The organism is Burkholderia diffusa (assembly GCF_001718315.1).
GTDB classification, from domain to species: Bacteria; Pseudomonadota; Gammaproteobacteria; order Burkholderiales; family Burkholderiaceae; genus Burkholderia; species Burkholderia diffusa_B.
Window position 1 is genome coordinate 976,448 of record NZ_CP013362.1, and the last position, 20,640, is coordinate 997,087.

20 protein-coding genes and 4 tRNA genes are annotated in these 20,640 nt (G+C 64.6%); 11 read left to right on the top strand and 13 right to left on the bottom strand.

Annotation, left to right across the window (positions count from 1 at the left end; genetic code table 11):
- Positions 1 to 147: 147 nt before the first annotated feature.
- The 4 genes from WI26_RS04450 (at position 148) to WI26_RS04465 (ending at position 4,453) form a co-directional block, all read left to right on the top strand.
- Complete coding sequence (locus tag WI26_RS04450; RefSeq protein ID WP_069225297.1) at positions 148 to 1,071, top strand: YicC/YloC family endoribonuclease; 924 nt, start codon at positions 148 to 150, stop codon at positions 1,069 to 1,071.
- Positions 1,072 to 1,077: 6 nt separating this feature from the next.
- Positions 1,078 to 1,761 (top strand): guanylate kinase, encoded by a 684-nt coding sequence (gmk, locus tag WI26_RS04455; protein WP_059467049.1) that lies wholly within the window; start codon positions 1,078 to 1,080, stop codon positions 1,759 to 1,761.
- A 58-nt stretch (positions 1,762 to 1,819) separates the two neighbouring features.
- Entirely contained in the window at positions 1,820 to 2,023 is a 204-nt protein-coding gene (rpoZ, locus tag WI26_RS04460; RefSeq protein ID WP_006025620.1) for a DNA-directed RNA polymerase subunit omega, read from the top strand.
- A 63-nt stretch (positions 2,024 to 2,086) separates the two neighbouring features.
- A complete protein-coding gene (locus tag WI26_RS04465) occupies positions 2,087 to 4,453 on the top strand; it encodes a RelA/SpoT family protein (protein WP_059467050.1) in 2,367 nt (788 codons plus the stop codon).
- Between the two features lie 176 nt (positions 4,454 to 4,629).
- Here the strand turns inward: WI26_RS04465 and WI26_RS04470 are convergent.
- The 3 genes from WI26_RS04470 to WI26_RS04480 all read right to left on the bottom strand — a co-directional run bounded on the left by WI26_RS04470 (position 4,630) and on the right by WI26_RS04480 (position 4,988).
- Positions 4,630 to 4,706: transfer RNA gene (locus tag WI26_RS04470), tRNA-Arg, on the bottom strand.
- Positions 4,707 to 4,767: 61 nt separating this feature from the next.
- A tRNA-Arg gene (locus tag WI26_RS04475) sits at positions 4,768 to 4,844 on the bottom strand.
- Between the two features lie 67 nt (positions 4,845 to 4,911).
- Positions 4,912 to 4,988, bottom strand: a tRNA-Arg gene (locus WI26_RS04480).
- Between the two features lie 130 nt (positions 4,989 to 5,118).
- Here WI26_RS04480 and greB point away from each other — a divergent pair.
- On the top strand, positions 5,119 to 5,682 hold the full coding sequence (greB, locus tag WI26_RS04485; protein ID WP_059467051.1) for a transcription elongation factor GreB: 564 nt from the start codon (positions 5,119 to 5,121) through the stop codon (positions 5,680 to 5,682).
- A 100-nt stretch (positions 5,683 to 5,782) separates the two neighbouring features.
- Here the strand turns inward: greB and WI26_RS04490 are convergent, their stop codons facing one another.
- Together WI26_RS04490 and WI26_RS04495 are read right to left on the bottom strand one after the other, a co-directional pair.
- Positions 5,783 to 6,925 (bottom strand): porin, encoded by a 1,143-nt coding sequence (locus WI26_RS04490; RefSeq protein WP_059467052.1) that lies wholly within the window; start codon positions 6,923 to 6,925, stop codon positions 5,783 to 5,785.
- Positions 6,926 to 7,434: 509 nt separating this feature from the next.
- Positions 7,435 to 7,695 carry a hypothetical protein gene (locus tag WI26_RS04495; RefSeq protein WP_069225298.1) on the bottom strand — a complete coding sequence of 87 codons (261 nt, stop codon included), beginning with the start codon at positions 7,693 to 7,695 and terminating at the stop codon, positions 7,435 to 7,437.
- A gap of 392 nt (positions 7,696 to 8,087) precedes the next feature.
- Here WI26_RS04495 and WI26_RS04500 point away from each other — a divergent pair, with 392 nt between their 5' ends.
- Positions 8,088 to 8,291: a cold-shock protein gene (locus tag WI26_RS04500; protein ID WP_059467054.1), complete on the top strand. Its 204-nt coding sequence runs from the start codon at positions 8,088 to 8,090 to the stop codon at positions 8,289 to 8,291.
- A gap of 161 nt (positions 8,292 to 8,452) precedes the next feature.
- Positions 8,453 to 9,580 carry an exonuclease domain-containing protein gene (locus WI26_RS04505; protein WP_069225299.1) on the top strand — a complete coding sequence of 376 codons (1,128 nt, stop codon included), beginning with the start codon at positions 8,453 to 8,455 and terminating at the stop codon, positions 9,578 to 9,580.
- A 34-nt stretch (positions 9,581 to 9,614) separates the two neighbouring features.
- Here the strand turns inward: WI26_RS04505 and WI26_RS04510 are convergent, their stop codons facing one another.
- Entirely contained in the window at positions 9,615 to 10,208 is a 594-nt protein-coding gene (locus WI26_RS04510) for a chorismate mutase (RefSeq protein WP_069225300.1), read from the bottom strand.
- Positions 10,209 to 10,428: 220 nt separating this feature from the next.
- Positions 10,429 to 10,575, bottom strand: coding sequence for a hypothetical protein (locus WI26_RS32610; RefSeq protein WP_167359231.1), 147 nt, complete (start codon positions 10,573 to 10,575; stop codon positions 10,429 to 10,431).
- A 197-nt stretch (positions 10,576 to 10,772) separates the two neighbouring features.
- On the opposite strand from WI26_RS32610, the gene WI26_RS04515 reads away from it, so the two are divergent.
- From WI26_RS04515 to WI26_RS04530, 4 genes are all read left to right on the top strand, one after another.
- The gene (locus WI26_RS04515; protein ID WP_059509713.1) at positions 10,773 to 11,162 is read left to right on the top strand and encodes a DUF2946 domain-containing protein; all 390 of its coding nucleotides are present in this window, start codon (positions 10,773 to 10,775) and stop codon (positions 11,160 to 11,162) included.
- Positions 11,163 to 11,289: 127 nt separating this feature from the next.
- Positions 11,290 to 13,644: a TonB-dependent receptor gene (locus WI26_RS04520; RefSeq protein WP_069225301.1), complete on the top strand. Its 2,355-nt coding sequence runs from the start codon at positions 11,290 to 11,292 to the stop codon at positions 13,642 to 13,644.
- Entirely contained in the window at positions 13,632 to 14,891 is a 1,260-nt protein-coding gene (locus tag WI26_RS04525; protein ID WP_069225302.1) for a sialidase family protein, read from the top strand. Before WI26_RS04520 ends, WI26_RS04525 begins: the two co-directional genes overlap by 13 nt.
- On the top strand, positions 14,888 to 15,370 hold the full coding sequence (locus WI26_RS04530) for a TlpA disulfide reductase family protein (RefSeq protein WP_069225303.1): 483 nt from the start codon (positions 14,888 to 14,890) through the stop codon (positions 15,368 to 15,370). The genes WI26_RS04525 and WI26_RS04530 overlap by 4 nt, the downstream gene beginning before the upstream one ends.
- Positions 15,371 to 15,460: 90 nt before the next feature.
- On the opposite strand, the gene WI26_RS04535 is transcribed toward WI26_RS04530, so the two are convergent.
- The 6 genes from WI26_RS04535 to WI26_RS04560 form a co-directional block, all read right to left on the bottom strand.
- On the bottom strand, positions 15,461 to 15,715 hold the full coding sequence (locus tag WI26_RS04535; protein WP_059467061.1) for a GlsB/YeaQ/YmgE family stress response membrane protein: 255 nt from the start codon (positions 15,713 to 15,715) through the stop codon (positions 15,461 to 15,463).
- 231 nt (positions 15,716 to 15,946) lie between these two features.
- The gene (locus WI26_RS04540) at positions 15,947 to 16,159 is read right to left on the bottom strand and encodes a hypothetical protein (RefSeq protein WP_059915455.1); all 213 of its coding nucleotides are present in this window, start codon (positions 16,157 to 16,159) and stop codon (positions 15,947 to 15,949) included.
- A complete protein-coding gene (locus WI26_RS04545; RefSeq protein ID WP_069225304.1) occupies positions 16,156 to 17,901 on the bottom strand; it encodes an FAD-dependent oxidoreductase in 1,746 nt (581 codons plus the stop codon). Before WI26_RS04545 ends, WI26_RS04540 begins: the two co-directional genes overlap by 4 nt.
- Before the next feature lie 175 nt (positions 17,902 to 18,076).
- Entirely contained in the window at positions 18,077 to 18,886 is an 810-nt protein-coding gene (locus WI26_RS04550; RefSeq protein ID WP_059467064.1) for a helix-turn-helix transcriptional regulator, read from the bottom strand.
- Positions 18,887 to 19,070: 184 nt separating this feature from the next.
- A tRNA-Thr gene (locus WI26_RS04555) sits at positions 19,071 to 19,146 on the bottom strand.
- Between the two features lie 208 nt (positions 19,147 to 19,354).
- Positions 19,355 to 20,368, bottom strand: a complete 1,014-nt coding sequence (locus tag WI26_RS04560) for a class 1 fructose-bisphosphatase (RefSeq protein WP_059467065.1) — start codon at positions 20,366 to 20,368, stop codon at positions 19,355 to 19,357.
- Positions 20,369 to 20,640 lie beyond the last annotated feature (272 nt).

Sequence of the window (20,640 nt, forward strand, 5' to 3'; positions counted from 1 at the left end):
CGATTTTAGCGCCGAACGGCCGCCTTGCCCGGCGGGGTGGCGCGCAAAAATGGGATAATGCGCGCTTCCCGCCCCGCGCCTTGCAATGCGCCGGGCGCCTCGACATATTCCCCGCCCGACAAGGGCACCCAGACGGCGAGACGAACCATGATCTACAGCATGACGGGCTATGCGAGCGCGACGCGCGAACTCGCCACGGCTACCGGCAACGGCGGCACCAGCGTGTCGGTCGAACTGCGCACCGTGAACTCGCGCTTCCTCGACCTGAATTTCCGCATGCCGGACGACGTGCGCGCGTGCGAGCCCGCGCTGCGCGAAATGCTGATGAACAAGCTGTCGCGCGGCAAGGTCGACGTGCGCATCAACCTGCAGCGCGGCGAGCAGAGCATCGGTGCCGGTGCGCTGAACCAGACGGCGCTCGGCCAGCTGGCGGAGCTCGAGCGCTCGGTGCTCGATTCGTTCCCGGGCGTCGGCCGCCTGCGCGCGGGCGAGATCCTGCGCTGGCCGGGCGTGCTCGCCGAAAGCGGCGTGTCGGCGGAAGCGATCCGCGACGCGGTGCTCGCGTGCGGCAAGGAAGCGATCGGCGAGCTCGTCGTCGTGCGTTCGCGCGAAGGCGCGCAGCTGGCGACGATGCTGCTGTCGAACGTCACCGAAATGGAGGCGATCGTCGCGCGCATCACGCCGCTCGTGCCGGAACTGATCGCGAAGCATCAGCAGAAGATCGTCGAGCGGATGCAGGAAGCGCTCGGCCTCGCGGCGCCCGAAGGCAGCGCGCCGATCGTCACGCGCGAGGAAGCCGCGGAACGCATTCGTCAGGAAGTGACGATGTACGGCATCCGGATCGACATCGCGGAAGAACTGTCGCGACTCACCGCGCACCTGAACGAAACGCGTCACGTGATCGAGAAGGGCGGCCGCGTCGGCAAGCGTCTCGACTTCATGATGCAGGAACTGAATCGAGAAGCAAACACGCTCGGCTCGAAGGCGGCGGCGAAGGAACTGGCCGACGCGTCGATGGCGCTCAAGCTGTTGATCGAGCAGATGCGTGAGCAAGTGCAAAACCTGGAGTAACGCAACATGACCCAACCCACTCACGACGGCCACGCGTCGCATGCGCTGCACGGCGGCGTCTATCCCGGCAACCTGTTCATGGTCATCGCGCCGTCGGGCGCCGGCAAGTCGACGCTCGTGAACGCGCTGCTGTCGAAGGACAGCGACATCTGCCTGTCGATTTCGTACACGACGCGCAAGCCGCGCCCGGGCGAGCAGGACGGCCAGCACTACCACTTCACGACGGTCGAGGATTTCCGCGCGCGCCATGCCGCGCACGAATTCCTCGAAAGTGCGGAAGTGCACGGCAACTATTACGGCACGTCGCGCGTCTGGATCGAGGAGCAGATGATGAGCGGCCACGACGTGCTGCTCGAGATCGACTGGCAGGGCGCGCAGCAGGTGAAGAAGCAGTTCCGCAACGCGGTCGGCATCTTCATTCTGCCGCCGTCGCTCGACGCGCTCGAGGAACGCCTGAAGAAGCGCGGCCAGGACGAGCCGAACGTGATCACGCGACGCCTGCTCGCCGCGGGCAGCGAGATGGCGCATGCGTCCGAAGCGGAATACGTCGTGATCAACGAGAATTTCGATCGTGCACTGGCCGAACTCGAATGCATCGTCGCGGCGACGCGCCTGCGCTTTGCTTCGCAGTACGCGCGACATGCCGAGCTGTTCATCGAGCTCGGCATCCATTTGCCCCACGCGGAATGACGCGGGGGCAGAGGGACATAAGGTAGAATAGGGACTATATTCAGAAGGAATTACCAACATGGCTCGCATTACCGTCGAAGACTGCCTGAAGCAAATCCCCAACCGCTTCGAACTGGCGCTCGCCGCCACTTACCGCGCGCGGCAGCTCGCGCAAGGCCATACGCCGAAGATCGAGAGCCGCGACAAGCCGACCGTCGTCGCGCTGCGCGAGATCGCTGCCGGCCAGGTCGGCGTCGAGATGCTGAAGAAGGTGCCGGTGTAACGCGCATCCGGCCCGTTCCAGCCATGTAGTCCACGCGCGCAACGACTCGACCTGGAGGCGAATATGAGCACCACCCCATCGTCCGCCTCCGCGGATTCGACCACCGAAGCCACGGCCCAGTCGCCTGCGCGCCAGTACATCGACGCGGTCCTCGAACAGTCCTTCCGGCATCTGTTCGGGCCGACCGCCACGCCGGAGCAGCCGCGCAAGCACGGCGTCGTTTCGATCGCGAAACTGACGGCCGCGCTTGCCGAGTATCTCCCTCCGGAAGAAATCAAAGAGGTCAAGGCGGCGTTCCACTTCAGCGACGAAGCCCACCTCGGTCAATATCGCCAGAGCGGCGAACCCTACATCACCCATCCCGTCGCCGTCGCCGAAATCTGCGCCGGCTGGAAGCTCGACGCGCAAGCCGTGATGGCCGCGCTCCTGCACGACGTAATGGAAGACCAGGGCGTGACCAAGAGCGAGCTGGCCGAACGGTTCGGCCCGAAAGTCGCCGAACTGGTCGACGGCCTGTCGAAGCTCGACAAGATGGAGTTCCGCAGCCGCGAGGAAGCGCAGGCTGAAAACTTCCGCAAGATGCTGCTCGCGATGGCGCGCGACGTGCGCGTCATTCTCGTCAAGCTCGCCGACCGTCTGCACAACATGCGCACACTCGGCGCGGTGCCGATGGAAAAGCGCCGTCGCGTCGCGCGCGAGACGCTCGACATCTACGCGCCGATCGCGCACCGCCTCGGGTTGAACAACACCTATCGCGAGCTGCAGGACATGAGCTTCGCGAACTTCAACCCGCATCGCTACGCGACGCTCGAGAAGGCCGTGAAGGCCGCGCGCGGCAACCGCCGCGAAGTGATCGGCAAGATCCTCGAGGCCGCTCAGCGCGCGATGGGCGACGCGAAGCTCGACGCCGAGATTACGGGCCGCGAAAAGACGATCTACAGCATCTATCGCAAGATGCGCGACAAGCAGCTGTCGTTCTCGCAGGTGCTCGACGTGTACGGCTTTCGCGTCGTCGTCGAGAATCCGCTCGACTGCTACACGTGCATCGGCGCGTTGCACGCGCTGTACAAGCCCGTGCCCGGCAAGTTCAAGGACTACATCGCGATCCCGAAGATCAACGGCTATCAGTCGCTGCACACGACGCTCGTCGGCCCGTTCGGCGCACCGATCGAGTTCCAGGTGCGCACGCGCAAGATGCACGAGATCGCCGAGGCCGGCGTGGCCGCGCACTGGCTGTACAAGAACGGCGGCGCGGATCTGAACGACGTGCAGAAGCGCGCGCATCAGTGGCTGAAGTCGCTGCTCGACATCCAGAGCGAAGCGGGCGATTCGAGCGAATTCCTCGAGCACGTGAAGATCGACCTGTTCCCGGATGCGGTCTACGTGTTCACGCCGAAGTCGAAGATCATGGCGCTGCCGCGCGGCGCGACGGCGCTCGATTTCGCGTATTCGATCCACAGCGATCTCGGCAATCAGTGCGTGGCCGTGAAGATCAACAACGAGTTGCTGCCGCTGCGTACCGAGCTGAAGAGCGGCGACATCGTCGAGGTGATCACCGCGCCGTACTCGAAGCCGAACCCCGCGTGGCTGGGCTTCGTGCGCACGGGCAAGGCGCGTTCGGCGATTCGTCACTACCTGAAGACGATGCGCCTGAACGAGTCGGTGCAGCTCGGCGAGCGGCTCGTCGACCAGAGCCTGAAGGGTTACGGCCTCGCGCTCGCCGATGTCGCGCCGGAGGTGTGGGAGAAGCTCGTCCAGTGGACGGGCAACAAGAGCCGCCAGGAAATCTTCGCGGACATCGGGCTCGGCCGCCGTGTCGCCGCGGTGATGGCCAAGCGCATCGAGGTGCTGATGAGCGGCCGCGATGCGGACGACGATCTGCCGAAGTCCGAGCGGCATCCCGCGCACAATGCGCCGCCGGTCGTGATCACCGGCACCGAAGGGATGTCCGTGCAACTGTCGGCGTGCTGCCGACCGATTCCGGGCGATGCGATCATGGGCTATATCGGCATCGGCCTCGGGATGGCGATTCATACGACCGATTGCCGGGTCGCGCAGCGCATCCATCGCCGCGATCCGGGCCGCTGGATCGACGTCGAGTGGGCGCCGCAGCCGGGTCGCCTGTTCGATGTCGCGGTGAAGGCGCTCGTGAAGAACACGAAGGGCATCTTCGCGCGCGTTGCGGCGGACATCACGTCGGCCGACGCGAACATCGTTCACATTGCGATGGACGAGGATCTGACGCACGAATCGACGGTGCTGCGGTTTGTGATCCAGGTCAGCGATCGCGTGCATCTCGCGAACGTGATGCGGCGCGTGCGGACCAATCCCGACGTGATGCGCATCATGCGCGAGCGCTCGACCGACGACAGCGTGCATGCGCGTCACGACGGCGGCATGCGCATCGAGCGCGAGCGGCAGGATTACTGACGCCGCGCGTTGGTTTGCGGCGCGATACGACGGCGGCCATGGGTCGCCGTTTTCATTTGTGCTGCGGGACGGACGGTGTTGTGCAGTGGCAACGCGACTCGAGTCGAATGGGTGATGGCAGAAGAGAGGGGGCGCGAAAAGAAAAAGGGCCTTCCCGGAGGAAGGCCCTTCTGAGGTGGCGCGGCTGGCAGGATTCGAACCCACGACCCCTTGGTTCGTAGCCAAGTACTCTATCCAACTGAGCTACAGCCGCACGCAAAGCGGTACTACTTCAACTGTCGGAACCTTCTGCGATGGGAAGGCCCCCAAAAAGGTGGCGCGGCTGGCAGGATTCGAACCCACGACCCCTTGGTTCGTAGCCAAGTACTCTATCCAACTGAGCTACAGCCGCACGCAACAACAAAACGCTACAACATCGAACTGAAAGGGCCTTCGGTTGAGAAGGCCCTCGAAAAAGGTGGCGCGGCTGGCAGGATTCGAACCCACGACCCCTTGGTTCGTAGCCAAGTACTCTATCCAACTGAGCTACAGCCGCACGCAGAAGCGGAAGTATAGCAGGGTTGTATAAAAAGGGAAGCCTTATTCGCAAAAAATGTCACCCGATCTTGGGCGGCCGCGTTCGTGTACCCTTGATGCATCAGTCATCCATGTGTTGAATCTGCATCATGAACAAGGCGTTTGTCAAAGAGTCGGACGGCGACGACGACGATCTCGACTCGAGTCAACCCGCGATTCCGGCGGGCACGAAGAACTACATCACCCCGGCCGGCCACAAGCGGCTCAGGGATGAACTCCTGAACCTGATCGACGTCGAGCGTCCCGAGGTCGTGCGACTGGTGTCGTGGGCCGCGTCGAACGGCGACCGGTCCGAAAATGGCGATTACATCTACGGCAAACGGCGGTTGCGCGAGATCGATCGCCGGATCCGCTTCCTGACGAAGCGGCTCGATCTCGCCGAAGTCGTCGATGCGAGCCGGCAGGAGAATGTCGACCAGGTGTTCTTTGGCGCGACTGTCGATTACGCGACCCCGGACGGCGAGGATCACACCGTCACGATCGTCGGGATTGACGAGGTCGATCTCGATCGCGGTTGTGTCAGCTGGATTTCGCCGGTTGCGCGGGCCCTCATCAAGGCGAAGATCGGCGACACCGTCACGCTGATGACGCCGGCCGGTCCCCAGCCGATCGACGTGCTCGATGTTCGCTATCCGGCATCGGGCAGCGCGTGAGCAGGGAGCGGTGTATCCGCGCAGTGCTGCGCTGAAACGACGAAGCGCCCCGGGTGGGGCGCTTCGTCATGGTGGTCCTGGCTGGGCGGGAACCGATCGCTCAGAATCGGTGGCGCATGCCGGCCGTGACCGCGATCTGCTTGTTCGTCGACGATGCGGTGCCGAGCCCATTGATGTTCGCGCCGACCGCCAGGCCGTCCGCATTGACGCGTTGGTACTCGCCCTGCAGATACAGGTCGGTGCGTTTCGACAGCGCATAGTCGGCCTGCAGGTTGAACTGGTGCCAGCTCGGCGTCTGGCCGTCGAGGCGGCTGTCGGTGTACGTGTACGAGCCCGCGAGCGAGAACGCCGGCGTCAGCGCGTAGCGGCCGTTCACTTCGTAATTGTTGAAGCGCGTGCCGCCGGTGAGCGGGATGCCGCCCGTCACGCCGGACTGTCCGGCGCTGATCCTGGCCGAATCGGTCAGGCGCGTCTGCGTGAACACGAAGCCGGCCGTCGCGGGTCCGAACGTGTAGTTGAGGCCAGCGCCCCATGTGCGCTGACGGCTGGCGGCAAACGTCCAGTCGCCGGCCACCGCGCCGGGGTCACTGGCTGCGAGCGATAGCGCGTTGATGTTGTTGTTGAGCTGCATGTACGCGGCCGCGACGTTGAAACCCATGTAGCTGTACGACGCGCCCACGCTGTATGCGCGGTTGTTCGAGAAATCGCTGGAATTCGAGAAGCCGTACAGCGCGCCGAACTTCAGGCCGCCGTAATTGGCACTCTGATACTTGACCGAGTTGTTGATCCGGAACGAATTGTTCAGGTTGTCGTTGTCGAACGGATGCGCGAACTGCGTGCCGCCGTATTGAGTGCCGGTCAGCGACAACGGGCCAAGGAAATCGACGACGCTGTCGTACTGGCGGCCGAGCGTGAGCGAGCCGTAGCTCTCATGCGCGAGCCCGACGAAGGCCTGGCGGCCGAATTCCCGGCCGTTCTGCTTCAGCGTACCGTTGTTGATGCCGAAGCCGTTTTCCAGCGTGAAGATCGCTTTCAGTCCGCCGCCGAGATCCTCGGTGCCGCGCAGGCCCCAGCGGCTGCCGTTGATCGAGCCGCTCGTCTCCTGCCACGCGCTGTGACCACCCTGGTTGTTCGTATAGGTAATGCCGGCATCGATCAGGCCGTACAGCGTGACGCTGCTTTGCGCATGGGCGGCAGTGGCACACACGCCGGCCAATGCGGCGACGATCAGGGGTTTTTTCATGATCTGTCTCCAAACAGGATGGTGTCGATCGAACCTGCTGCGGGCATCGGCGGCGTCACGGGTCGGCGACGCCGTGCGCATGGAGCGCGGCACCCTCGTCGGAAATCCACTTGCAGTGTACGGATCGGCCTGGGTGCAGAAGAAAATTGCTTCCGGCAATACTGTATTTTGAATCCCGCAAGAATGAGTGTATGCGCCGGGAGCCACGGCCATCAAGGCTTTGTGGCAATGCAGCAGGCGGACAAGGTGCTCAGGACTGCGTAGCGGGTGTCACGTGCGTTGCGCGATCGCGACAGGCAATCCGTGGCGGGCGGTAGCAGACCTAGCGCGATTATTGACACAACGGCAATAGAGGTTTGTGTGGAGCATGGATAATGAAAGGATGTTCTCTCGCTATACTGCGATCTCTGCTTTCCGAAGCAGACTTTTTCGTTGACGGAAAAGATCTCCAAACCTTTGTCGGCGCGACTTCCCAGTCGCGCTTTTTTTTGCCTGTCTGCCGGGTTTCCCTATTGCGTGTACGAGCGTCGCTTGCGCTTGCCTGTCGGCTGCGCGTCGTCGGCTTCGGCCTGCGGCGGCGTGTACGTCCAGTCTTCCATCACGTAGTGACGGGCGTCGAGCGGTGATGCCAGCAGGTTCTGCCAATGATCGCCGTGCCAGGTCGGGTCGAATTCGGTGTCGCACGGCGTTCGGGACTCGGCCAACGCGCGGGACTTGCGGCGTACGCGTGCGAGCCGGCTCGCGAAGCGTTTGATTCCGTCCAGCCACATGACCTTCTCCTTCCATTGCCTTGCACCAGCATCGCAACGTCCCTCGTTCTGCGCAATCCGGAAAAAACCCGAGGATTTTACCGACTCGATTTGTCCCCGGTAGCTTTTTCGTGATTTCGATTATGAGCGATTCGGTCCCGGTAATATTGACAGGTTTTTGATGCGGATCAATTAATAAAAGGCGATGGTGTACCGATTCCAGTGGTATTGACGTTTTTTTGATAAAGAAAGCGCCAAAAATTCCCTTGACGCACCCGGATTGTCCAATTTATAAAGTCAGCACTCCGTCCCCGGGCGGAGCGCTGGGGGGAGTATCGGCGCGCCGTTGCGGGATTTCGGGAAGCGGCTATAGACAGTAGCTTTTTTGATCTAAACGAGTGGGGAACGAAGGTATGGATACCGGTATCGTAAAATGGTTTAACGATGCTAAAGGTTTCGGTTTTATTACGTCCGACAATGGTGGCGAAGATTTGTTTGCGCACTTTTCCGAAATCCGGATGGACGGCTTCAAAACGCTGAAGGAAAACCAGCGCGTTTCCTTCGACGTGAAAATCGGGCCGAAAGGCAAGCAGGCAGCGAATATCCAGGCGGTCTGACGCGCCACGCATTGCCGATCACGTCCGGCCCCCGCATCGCGGGGGCTTTTTGTTTTCCGGGGCACGAAAACCCGTAACCGGCAAATCGGACCCGTTTCGGACTGGTCGCGAACATGCCTGCCGGTGCATACTCACGGAAGCATCGTTTCTCCCGCCTTTTCATGTCCGATTTCCGTCCGTCCGATCCCGCCTGCGAACAGCCGCTCGTCTTCGTCGACCTCGAAACCACCGGAGGCTCGTCCTCCGAGCATCGCATCACGGAAATCGGCGTGGTCGAAATCAGCCCGCTCGGCGTATCGACATGGACGACGCTGGTCAATCCGGGGCAATCGATTCCACCGTTCATCCAGCAACTGACCGGCATTTCCGATGAGATGGTGCGCGACGCGCCGTCGTTCGCTTCGCTCGCGCCCGTGCTGTTCGAACGACTCGACGGCAAGTTGTTCGTCGCGCACAACGCGAGCTTCGATCGGGGCTTCCTGCGTGCCGAATTCGAGCGGGCCGGCTTCGCGTTCAATCCGGACGTACTGTGCACGGTGCGGCTGTCGCGGGCGCTGTTTCCGCGGGAGGCGCGACACGGACTCGATGCGCTGATCGAACGCCACGGTCTCGTTCCTGCCGCCCGCCACCGGGCGCTCGCGGATGCCGATCTTCTTTGGCAGTTCTGGCGGAAACTGCACGAGATCGTGCCGATCGAGCGTCTGCGCGACCAGATCGCGCGCACGACGCGCCACTTCCGTCTCGCGGGCGGCATGACCGAAGCGTGGCTCGATACCGCACCGGCAGGATGCGGCGCGTACGCGCTGTTCGGGGAGAGCGACGAAGCGCTGTACGTCGGCCGCAGCGTGCGCGTGCGGCAGCGATTGCGCGCGCTGCTGACCGGCGAGCGGCGCTCGTCGAAGGAAATGCGTATTGCGCAGCAGGTGCGACGTGTCGAATGGCGGGAGACCGGCAACGAACTCGGCGCAATGCTCGCGGAAGCGCAGTGGATCGCTCGCCTGCGGCCGTCATACAACCGGCGTTCCGCAGCCGAAAACGCCCGTGCCGGCAATGCGCCTTGGCCGTTCGACGGCCCGGTCGCGTTCGAGGCGGGTGACGAGCGTCGCCTGTTTCACGTAATCGATGGCTGGCGCTATCTCGGTGCGGCCGAATCGCTCGATGCGGCCGCGCAACTCGTGGCTGATGGTGCGGACGGCGCCTTCGAACCGCATACTCACCGCCTGCTGCAGACGCATCTCGCGCGCGGCCTGCAACTGATTCCGCTAGCGGCACTCACGCCTGCCGACTGAGCACCGCCGGCCGCAGCGCAACGGCCGTGCGCCATCAGCCGATCGCGCTGGCGCCGCCGGCAGAGCAGACGTGCGACAGTGCGATGCCGAGCGCCTGCGTCTGGGTGGGGTCGTAGCGGGTAAGCGTCCTCCAATTTGCGATGCTGCGTGCGAGCCGCGCCTGGCAATCGGGTGCGTCGCGCAGCGGTGCGACTTGCGCGAGGCCGACCAGCATCTTTTGCGTGAGCTGGTCGAGCGCCGGCCGCGTGCTGGTCGCGAGGTCCGGCGGCGCGCCCTCCGGCGGGCGCGTGGCGCGCCACGCTGCAAACAGCGCGTTCTGCACGTCCTTGCTCGCGGCGATCTGGTCCTCGAAGAATATGCGTGCGAATGCCGGATCCACGCCGGACTGTGCGGCACGCTTCTCCATCGATGCGAGCAATGCCGCTTCGCGCGGCCGGTCCTCGATCGCCTTGTGGTTTGCCCATTTCCATCGCGCGACGGGTTCGGCAAGTGCGAGCCGCTGCGACGCGAGCGCGACAAGGTTGGTGAGTGCGGTGTCGTCGCCGTCCGCGCGCGCGGTGTGCGGCGACGAAAAAAGGGCGACGCCGAGCGCGGCGACAGCGACGCTGGCACGAATGGCTTGTTTCATCGGAACGATCGGGAGAACCGGGCGGGCCGGAGGTGGAAAACCAGAAGAATAGACGAAGACAGTCGCGCGGCGGAACGACGCGACAGAAGAATCAGCGGACGCGCCGATCCGGCACCGGCAGGCCGTTGCAGCCCGGGTGCGTAGCGATCTGCGCCGAAAACGCAGCGATGAACCGCACGGTATCGATCGACACGTGGCGGTTACGGAACGGAACGCAGGTTCACTTCGGCGAGTACAGCTTGTGCTGCTCGTCGAAGAATGCCCGCACATACTCGGGCAATTCGGCGAGGAATTCCACGCCGACAGGTTCCGGATCCGGGCTCATTACTTGCTCGGGCGGGGGCATGCGGGTTGGTCTTTCGTCCATGGTCATTTCTCCAGCGGGTTCAATAATTATCAACCTCGTGCTTGGATTTATGCCAGTGGCGAATCGTTAGATTTTGTCTCTGTTGTATTAACGGCACATGCGCTGCTACGCCTCGTGCGATGCCGACTATTGAATCCCGCATGTCGGCAACTATCGGGCCGCTTGTTATACTTGCGCGCACTTTTTCCTGGACCGAGATGAAACGAACGACGCGATGGATCGGCCTCGTATGGTTGGCGCTCGTACTGAACGTACTGTCGCCCGTCGTCGGCTACGCGCGTCTCGCATCGACCGGGTCCGGCGATCTCACGCTCGAATTGTGCAGTGCGGCAGGCGCGCGCCAGATCGTTCTCGCGCAGTCGGGCGACGAGCGCGGCACGTCGTCGTTCGACCATGCCGGCGTGCCGCACTGCGTGTACTGTCCCGGCTTCGCCGCGAACGTGGCGCTCGGCACGAGCCTGCCCGCGTTGCCGGGCTTCGTGCGCGCATTCGCGTACCGGGCGGTCGCCCCGGCCGTTCCCGTTTTTCCCCGCAAGGGCATCCGCCTCGCGCAGCCGCGCGGTCCGCCTGAAAACGTTCCGATCTGATTGATATCGTCCGCGCGCCCGGGTGGCGCGCGTGCCGCCCGCGGCCCGGTCCGCGCGCCGCGCCGCATGCGCGCGGCGCGTCGGTTCGCGCCCGGAGGCGTCCGGTCACGTTTTCAGGAATTCATCCATGTCGTTCAATTTCGCCGCGCGGCCGTCGCGCAGCCGGCTCGCACTCGCCTGCGCGGCCGTTTTTGCCTGGCCTGCCGCGCAGGCGGCCATGGTCGATGGCGTATCCGCCGATCCGGTGCCCGGCGGCTCGTGCAACCCGGCCGGCCATGCCGTACCGGTTGCCGCAGCCGCGCCCGCGCCGACGGGCGACACGCTGACCGCGATCAGCGTCACCGCCCAGCGGCAAGCCGTCGATCCGGATACGCCGGCCGTCGTCGAGTCGATCACGCGCGAGCAGATCGACGCGCACACCAACGTCACCACCGAGGACGCGCTGAAGTACGCACCCAACCTGATGGTTCGCAGGCGCTACATCGGCGATCGCAACAGCGTATTCGCCGGCCGCGACTTCAACGAATTGCAGAGTGCGCGCGGGCTCGTCTATGCCGACGGCCTGCTCTTGTCGAACCTGCTCGGTTCGAGCTATGCGTATCCGCCGCGCTGGTCGCTGATCGCACCCGACGATATCGCACGCGTCGATGTGCTGTATGGTCCGTTTTCCGCGCTTTATCCCGGCAACGCGATCGGCTCGACCGTGCTGCTGACGACGCGACGCCCCGATGCACTCGAGGCGTCGCTGTCGACGCAGTTCTTCACGCAGCGCTATCACGACGGCTACGGGTTCGCGGACAGCTTCGGCGGTAATCACCAGACCGCGCGGATCGCCAATCGCGTCGGCAAGTTCTGGTTTTCGCTGTCGCTCGATCGGCTGGAGAACGACGGCCAGCCGATGCAGTATGCGAGCCCCAATTCTGTCTACAACCCGAAGCTTGGCGCCGCAGTGCCCGTGACCGGAGCGGCTGCCGACATCGGGCCGAACGGCAAGCCGCGCACGATCGTCGGCGCGCAGAACATCGAACGGACCGAGCAGATCAACGAGACGGTCCGGATGGGCTACGCATTTACGGACCGCATCGACGCGACACTGACGCTCGGGCACTGGGAAAACCATTACCGGCAGCACGGCGAAACCTTCCTGCGCGATGCGGCCGGCAATCCCGTCTACGGTGGCAACGTGTCGATCGGCGGCCGGAACATGACCGTCGCGCCGAACGCGTTTGCGCCACAGCGCGGCGACCAGGAGAACTGGCTGTACGCGCTGGGCCTGAACGGCCGGCTCGATTCGGGCTGGCGGCTGTCGGGCGTGGTGTCCGCGTACGACGTGTCGCGCGATGTACTGCGCGCGGCATCAACCGTGCAGGGCGGCGCGGGCACGCTGTTCCAGGGCGACGGCACGGGCTGGCGCACGTTCGACCTGAAGGCCGCGGCGCCTGAAGTGAAGGGCCACGCATTCACGTTCGGCTATCACTACGACAACTATTTCCTGCGCAACGTCACGTACAACACGGCCGACTGGCTGGCCGGGCCGACTACGTCGCTCGCGAGCGTCTACCGGGGCGACACGCGCACGCAGGCGCTGTTCGCGCAGGACGCGTGGCGTTTCGCGCCCGGCTGGCTCGCGACCCTCGGCCTGCGCTACGAGCGCTGGGATGCATACGGCGGCGCGCTCGGCAACGCCAACGGCATGCTCGGCTACGCGGACCGCAGCGCGAATGCGCTGTCGCCGAAAGTCGCGCTGCAATGGGACGCGACGGACGTCTGGCGCTTCCGCGTGTCGTTCGCGACCGGCACGCGCTTCCCGACGGTCGGCGAGCTGTTCCAGGGGACGATCTCGAACAACGCGATCGTCAACAACAGCCCGAATCTGCGGCCGGAAAAGGCAATGGACTGGGACTTCACGGCCGAACGCGACGTGGGCGTCGGCGTCATGCGCGCGAGCGTGTTCCAGAGCGACCTGCGCGATTCGATCTACAGCCAGACGACGGTGTCGGGCGCGTCGAGCGTCACCAACATCTCGAACGTCGATCGCGTGCGGGTACGCGGCGTCGAGCTCGCATTCAGCGGCCAGAACGTCGGGCTGCGCGGACTCGACATCGACGCGAACGTGTCGGCGAGCAATGCGCAGATCCTGGCCGACACCGCCAATCCGGCGTACGTCGGCTCGCGTTTTCCGCGCATCCCGCGCATGCGCGCGAACCTGCTCGCGTCGTACCGCTTCGACGAACACTGGCTCGCGAGCGTCGGCGTCCGCTACTCGGGCCGCCAGTTCAATACGCTCGACAACAGCGACGTGAATCCGGACGTGTACGGCGGCACGAGCGTCTTCACGGTCGTCGACCTGAAGGCGCGCTACCGGTTCGATCGTCACTGGACCGCGTCGGTCGGCATCGACAACCTGACGGATCGTCGTTACTACGTGTTCCACCCGTATCCGGGGCGCACTTTCTTCGGAGAACTGAAATGGTCACTGTGAAATCGTTCGCGGCAGGCTGCGCGTTGTGGCTCGCAGTGCTGTCGCCTGCCGGCGCGCACGACGCTCCGACGGCCGCTGATCCGCATGCCGCGCACATGAGCATGCACGCCGCGCCGGCGCAGCAGAAGCAGCCGCTCGCGACCGGTGCAGCATTCGACGTGCGGCACCGGTTGTGGGTCGCATGGGTCGAAGGCGCGCACGTTATCGTCGCGCACTCGGATGACGCGGGCCGCACGCTGTCCGCGCTCGCGACCGTCAACGCGATGCCCGAGCCGATCTACACGAGTGCGGAGAATCGGCCGAAGATCGCGACGAGCCCGGACGGTCGCGCGGTGTACGTATCGTGGTCGATGCCGCTCGATGCGCCGTACACCGGCATGGTGCGCTTCTCGCGTTCGCTCGACGGCGGCGCGACCTGGAGCGTGCCGCTCACCGTGCATCGCGACCGGCAGGCGATCACGCACCGCTTCGACATGATGGCGGTCGATCCGGCCGGCAACATCGCGATCGCGTGGATCGACAAGCGCGATCTCGTCGCGGCGAAGACGGCAGAGCAGGCATACGACGGCGCGGCCGTCTACTACGCTGTGTCGCGTAACGGCGGCGCGTCGTTCGAGCCCGAGCGCAAGGTGACCGATCACACGTGCGAATGCTGCCGCATCGCGATGGCGATCGATCCGGCCGGACATATCGAAGCCGTGTGGCGTAACGTGTTCCCCGGGCAGATCCGCGACCATGCGCTCGCGGTCTTGCCGCTGTCGGCGTCGGCGCCCGTCGTGCCGGTGCGCGCGACATTCTCGAACTGGCATGTCGAAGCGTGCCCCGAGCATGGGCCGGCGCTCGCGATCACGGCGGACGGCACGCGGCACATCGCGTGGTTCGGCGTGGTCGACGGCCGCGCCGACGCGTTTTATTCGCGCATTGGCGCCGATGGCCGGCCGCTCGGCACGCCTTGGGTGTTCGGCGCGAATCCGGCGGTGCCGGCCGAGCAGGCGTCGCATGCGGCGCTCGTCGCACGCGGTGATGTCGTCTGGCTCGCATGGAAGGCGTTCGACGGCGACACGATGCACATCAAGCTGCGCCGCTCGGACGATCGCGGCGAGCACTGGTCGGCGCCGCGCGAGATCGCGTCGACGACGGGCGCGAGCGACAACCCGCAACTGCTCGACGATGCGGGGCGCATCTACCTGTCGTGGCGCACGCGTAACGACGGCTACCGTCTGATTCCCGTGGAGGGCGTGCAATGAAACAATGGATGGTTCTGATCGGCGCGCTGCTCGCGAGCGTGCCGGCGTGGGCCGGCGAACTGCAACCGTTGCGCGCGGCCGAGGTCGGGCAGTTGTACGCGACGGCGCACGAACGGCCGGTCGTCGTCGAAATCTGGTCGCTCGATTGCGGATACTGCCGCGAGAACGCCGCGCATTTGGTCGCGTGGCAGCGTCGACATCCGGACGTGCGGCTCGCGATGGTCTCGATGGACGCGATCGACGACAACGGTGCGGCGATCGCCCAGGCGCTCGCGCAGATGAACCTGCCGCCGCAGGTCGCGCAGTATGCGAACGCGGAGCCGATGCCCGAGCGTCTGCGGGCGGCGCTCGATGAGAGATGGCGGGGAGAAATGCCGCGTACCGTGTGGATCGGACGGGATGGCGCACGCGAGGCGCGCAGCGGATTGCTGACGGCCGACGTGCTCGACGGCTGGTTGCAGCGTGGCAAGCGCCGATGAAACCGGAAGGCGGCGCGCGGACAATGCCCCGCGCGCCGCTTCGATACAAACATGAAACGAAAGCGCGCCCGAAGGCGCGCGAGAAGATCGTCAGGCCGCGCGCCTGAATAGCCGGATCACGAACAGCAGGATCACGGCGCCGATGACAGCGACGACCACCGAGCCGATGAAGCCGCTGCCGAGGCTGATGCCGAGCAGCCCGGCCAGCCAGCCGCCGATCACCGCGCCGACGATACCGACGATGATGTCGACGATCAGGCCGAACCCGCCGCCCTTGACGAGCAGGCCCGCCAGCCAGCCGGCGATCGCGCCGATGATGAGCCACATAATCAAGCCATGAGTCATGGTGATCCTCTCCTTGTGTTGAGTCGAAATGACCGGACGTCGGCTGTTTCGCCGCAAGCTGCATGAAGGCGGCATGCGACCCGCCGCGTCGCCCACGCAATGTAACGCGATAGACGGGTCGGAATCGTTAAGTAATGTTATGCACCCTTAACGGGTTTTTCCAGGGGATTCGTCTGTCTATGAAATAAATTTGTAAGGAATGGATGTTGGCCGCGAGCGGTGCGTCATATGTCATTGTTCGTGCGTTGGCGCCGGTGCCCCCATGTCGGGCAGGCCGTCGCCGGCGTCGGCAATCAGGCGGGAGAGGGTCGCCGCGTCGCCGATTGCCTCGATCGCCAGCAGCGCGAAGCGGGCGAGAAAGAGCGACGCATCGGTTTCGCCGATGCGGGTCATCGTGCGGCACAGGTCAGTGTAGAGGATGTCGCGTTCGGTATCGGTAATCATGTGTTTTCCTGAATATCGGCTGACGTGTGCGGGCGAAGCGCGCGTTCGAGCGCATCGCTTAGATCGGCGGGGCATGCATCGTGCCAGCGTCCGAGCACGTGTCCGTCCGGACGCACGAGATAGCCCGTGCCGTCGCGCGCGCCGTACAGGTCGAACAGGCGGCCGTCGGCATCGTAGCCGCCACATCCCGCGTGATGCGGCGCCGCGTGCCGCGCGAGCGTGACCAGCGCGAACGGTATGCCGGCGCCGTGCAGGTGTCGTTCGAGATCGGCGAACGACGGATCAGACGCTCCATCGCGTGTGAAGCGCAACGCGGTGAAGCGCGAGCCAACGAGATCGGTCAGGTGGCCGCGACGCGCGCCGTTGTCGTTGCCGATGTCGCTTGACGCCTGCAGCATCAGCGGACACTCGGCGAGCACCGAGCCGGGTGGCGGCCCACCCGGGAACGCATCGCGTTCGTCCGCATTGAGCGGCGACGCCGTGTAGGCGATGGCCGATGTCTGCCGCGGATTGATCAGGGAACGCAACGCCGGATGCCGGACCGCGAGCGTCAGCACGGCCTTGCGCATCAGGTCGAACGCGAACGACGGTGGCGCCATGAATTCAGTGCTCTTGGTGCCGTAGCGCAGATTCTCGTGCGTGGCGAACACGCGCTCGTCCGAATAGCTGTCGAGCAGCGCGTCCGACGCGAGGCCGCGAATCACGTACGCCAGTTTCCACGCGACGTTGTCGGCGTCGTCGATGCCCGAGTTCGCGCCGCGCACGCCGAAAATCGGCACGAGGTGCGCGGCGTCGCCGCAGAACAGCACGCGGCCGTGCCGGTAGCGTTCGAGCGTCAGCGCGTTCGCCTTGTAGATCGTGATCCAGATCGGCGACCAGTCGCCGCGCTCGCCCATCATGTCGAGCAGGCTCTGTACGCGCGGGATCACGTTCTCGGGTTGCACGGCCGCTTCGGGATCCTCATCGTCGCGCAACTGGTAGTCGATCCGCCATACGTTGTCGGGTTGCTTGTGGACGAGCACCGTCGAGCCGGGGTTCGACGCAGGGTCGAAGTAGGCGAGCCGCTCGGTCGGCCGATCGCTGTCGAGCGCGATGTCGACGATCACGTAACGGCCTTCATAGCTGGTGCCGTGCAGCGACAGGCCGAGCGCTTCGCGCATCGTGCTTCGCCCGCCGTCGCACGCGACGATCCAGTCGGCATCGAGTGCATAGCCGCCGAGCGGCGTATCGACGTCGAGGCGCACGCCGTCAGTGTGCCGCGTGACACCCGCGACCTTCGTCTGCCAGCGGATTTCGATGAGCTCGGGGCGGCGCAATGCGGCATCGAGCAGGAACTGCTCGATGTGATGCTGCGCGAGGTTCACCATCGGCGGCAGCTTCTGGTTTTCGTCCTGCGGCATCGTGAAATGCAGCACTTCTTCGTGACGATAGAAGCTGCGTCCGCCGCTCCACGGCAATCCGACGCTGAGGAAAGCGTCGAGTGCGCCGAGTCGCTCGATGATCTCGAGGCTGCGTCGCGAGATGCAGATCGCGCGGCTGCCGTGACAGACCGAATCGTCGGCTTCGATCAGCACGCTGCGGATGCCATGATTGGCGAGGCCGAGCGCGACGGCAAGGCCGACCGGCCCGCCGCCGACGATCGCGACGCGGTGCCGCTGCATGTCGACACCGTTGCTGCAGGTCGGCAGGTGCGCGAGATGGCGCGCGGCGACGAACGGATATGGCTTGAATTCGATGCCCATCGTTGGCTTCCAGGTTGCACTGGTTGAATGCGCGCACACGACGACGCGATGCGTGCGGCTGGCTGGATGCAGTATGGAAGCCGTACCGAACACCGGTGTCCCCATTCCGGGTACAGCGCAAGGCTGGCGGCGGGCCGGGACATACCCTGATGCGATCAGGACCGGCGAGCGCGGTTCAGGGTTGCAGGCATAGCGCAAACAGCTGGCGCTGGCTCGAAATGCCGAGGCGTCGATACGCGCGTTTCTGGTAGGTGATGACGCTCGAGGCCTTCACGCCGATCGTCTCGCCGATCTCTTGCGCGGTCTGGCCTTCGAGCACGCCGCGCAGCACGTCGAGTTCGCGCTTGGACAGTGCCGGGCATGCGCCACGCAGCCGCGCGAGCATCAGTTGCGGGATCCCGATCTGCGCCGCGCCGGCGAGCGCGTAGTGATGCTGCGCGGCCTGCGCGATCAGCGGTGCGAGCGTTTCGATGGCCGCGATCTCGCGCGACTGGAACGCGCCGCTGCGGTGCGCGCGATACAGGTTGATCGACAGCCAGGTCGAGTCGTTCGGCTGCATCAGCAACGCGAGGCGATCGGATACGTCGGGGCCGCGGTAGCAGGCCGCGCGATATGCGTCGTGGCCGATCTCGTCGCCGGCCTGCTGATGCAGCAGCACGTCGCGGCGGTGCGTGCCGCGACCGGTGGCCGACACGATCTTCTGGTTGCCGTCGTGCGCATAGAAATGTCGCGCGTAGGTATCGGCGACGTCACGCAGGTAGCGACCGCCGCGATGATCGGCGACCGACATGGTGCGTGGCCGGTTGCCGAACTCGTACGCGAAGATCGTGCACTGCGTGATGGACAGCGCATCGTCGAACAGCTTCAGGATTTCCGCAGCGAACGCATTCGGCTCGCCCCCGCCGATCGCGGTGACGAGACCGGTGGCACGGGACACGTCCAGTTGTCCGCCGAGGTGCGGTCGTTCGAGGCGCCAGATGCGCATGATGCTGGGGTGGGGAGGGCCGGGTGGTCCGGTGATTGTAATTGCCGGCGCGCGGCGCGGGAGTCCGGAGATGCCCGCAAGCGGAAATGACGGGGGAGGGTGTTGGCGCACGGCTTCGTGTATCGGAAGCGTGGCCGGAAAAGAGAAAAGGCCTGATAAGCATGCTTATCAGGCCTTTATATCTTGGTGCCGGAGATAGGAGTCGAACCTACGACCTTCGCATTACGAATGCGCTGCTCTACCAACTGAGCTACACCGGCAGCAGAGAAATGAAATTATATGGTGAAATCCGAGATCTTGGCAATAGGTTTTGCGAAATTTTTTCAGCTTGCTGCTGCTGCTTCGCGACACCTTCGATCCGGCGGACCTCCCGCTTTCACTTCACTGCGATGCAGCCTGTCAGGGCCACATCGCGAAGGCGCGATTGTACTGATGTCTCGCACCTCCGTCTAGTGCTGCAGTGCAAATTTATTTGCCTTCGTTGTGATAGGCGGTCACGCGCTCGACTTCGTTCTTCGAACCGAGGAATACCGGCACGCGCTGGTGCAGGCCGGTCGGCTGCACTTCCATGATGCGCTGCGTGCCCGTCGTCGCCGCGCCGCCGGCCTGTTCGACGATGAACGACATCGGGTTCGCTTCATACATCAGGCGCAGCTTGCCCGGACGATCGGGCGTGCGCTTGTCGGCCGGGTACATGAAGATGCCGCCGCGGTTCAGGATCCGGTGCACGTCTGCCACCATCGACGCGATCCAGCGCATGTTGAAGTTGTCGCCGCGCGGGCCTTCCTTGCCGGCGTTCAGCTCGTTGACGTAGCGCTGGACCGGTTCGTACCAGTGGCGTGCGTTCGATGCGTTGATCGCGTATTCGCGCGTATCGGCCGGAATCTGCATGTTGCTTTGCGTGAGCACCCACGAACCGACTTCGCGATCGAGCGTGAAGCAGTTCACGCCGTTGCCGGTCGTCAGCACGAACACGGATTGCGGGCCATACACCGCGTAGCCGGCCGCGACCTGCTCCGTGCCCGGCTGCAGGAACGATTCCTCGGTGGCCTGCTTGCCGTCCGGGCAGCGCAGCACCGAGAAGATCGTGCCGATCGACACGTTCACGTCGATGTTCGACGAGCCGTCGAGCGGGTCGAACACGAGCAGGTATTCGCCGCGCGGGTAGTTCGCGGGAATCGGGAAGAACGTTTCCATTTCCTCCGATGCCATCGCGGCAAGGTTGCCGCCCCATTCGTTCGCGTCGAGCAGGATTTCGTTCGACAGGATGTCGAGCTTTTTCTGCACTTCGCCCTGGACATTCTCGCTGCCGGCGGTACCGAGCGCATCGCCGAGCGCGCCCTTCGATACGTTGTAGCTGATCGCCTTGCACGCGCGGGCAACGACTTCGATCAGCAGGCGGAGGTCGGCGGGGAGGTTGTTGGTCTCACGCTGCTGCTCGATCAGGAACTTGGACAGCGTGGTGCGGCGGGCAATGGACATGACAGACTCCGAAAGGCCAAAGAATCCTTGAATTGCCGCAATTTTACCCGGCGCGCCTTCCCAGCCGCCGCCTTTTTTCGTCCGGTTACATGACCGGACGGCCGAGCCGGCCAGGTTCCGGCGTGCGCTGCGCGCTGGAGCGACCCGTCAGCGGCGGGAAAACCGGGGTGCCGTGGTCCGGCTCCGACCCCGCAACGCTCGTACGACAAAAAGCCGACGCCGCCACGGGGCGGCGCCGGCTTCGACGGATGGCGCGCGAGGCGAATCGCGTG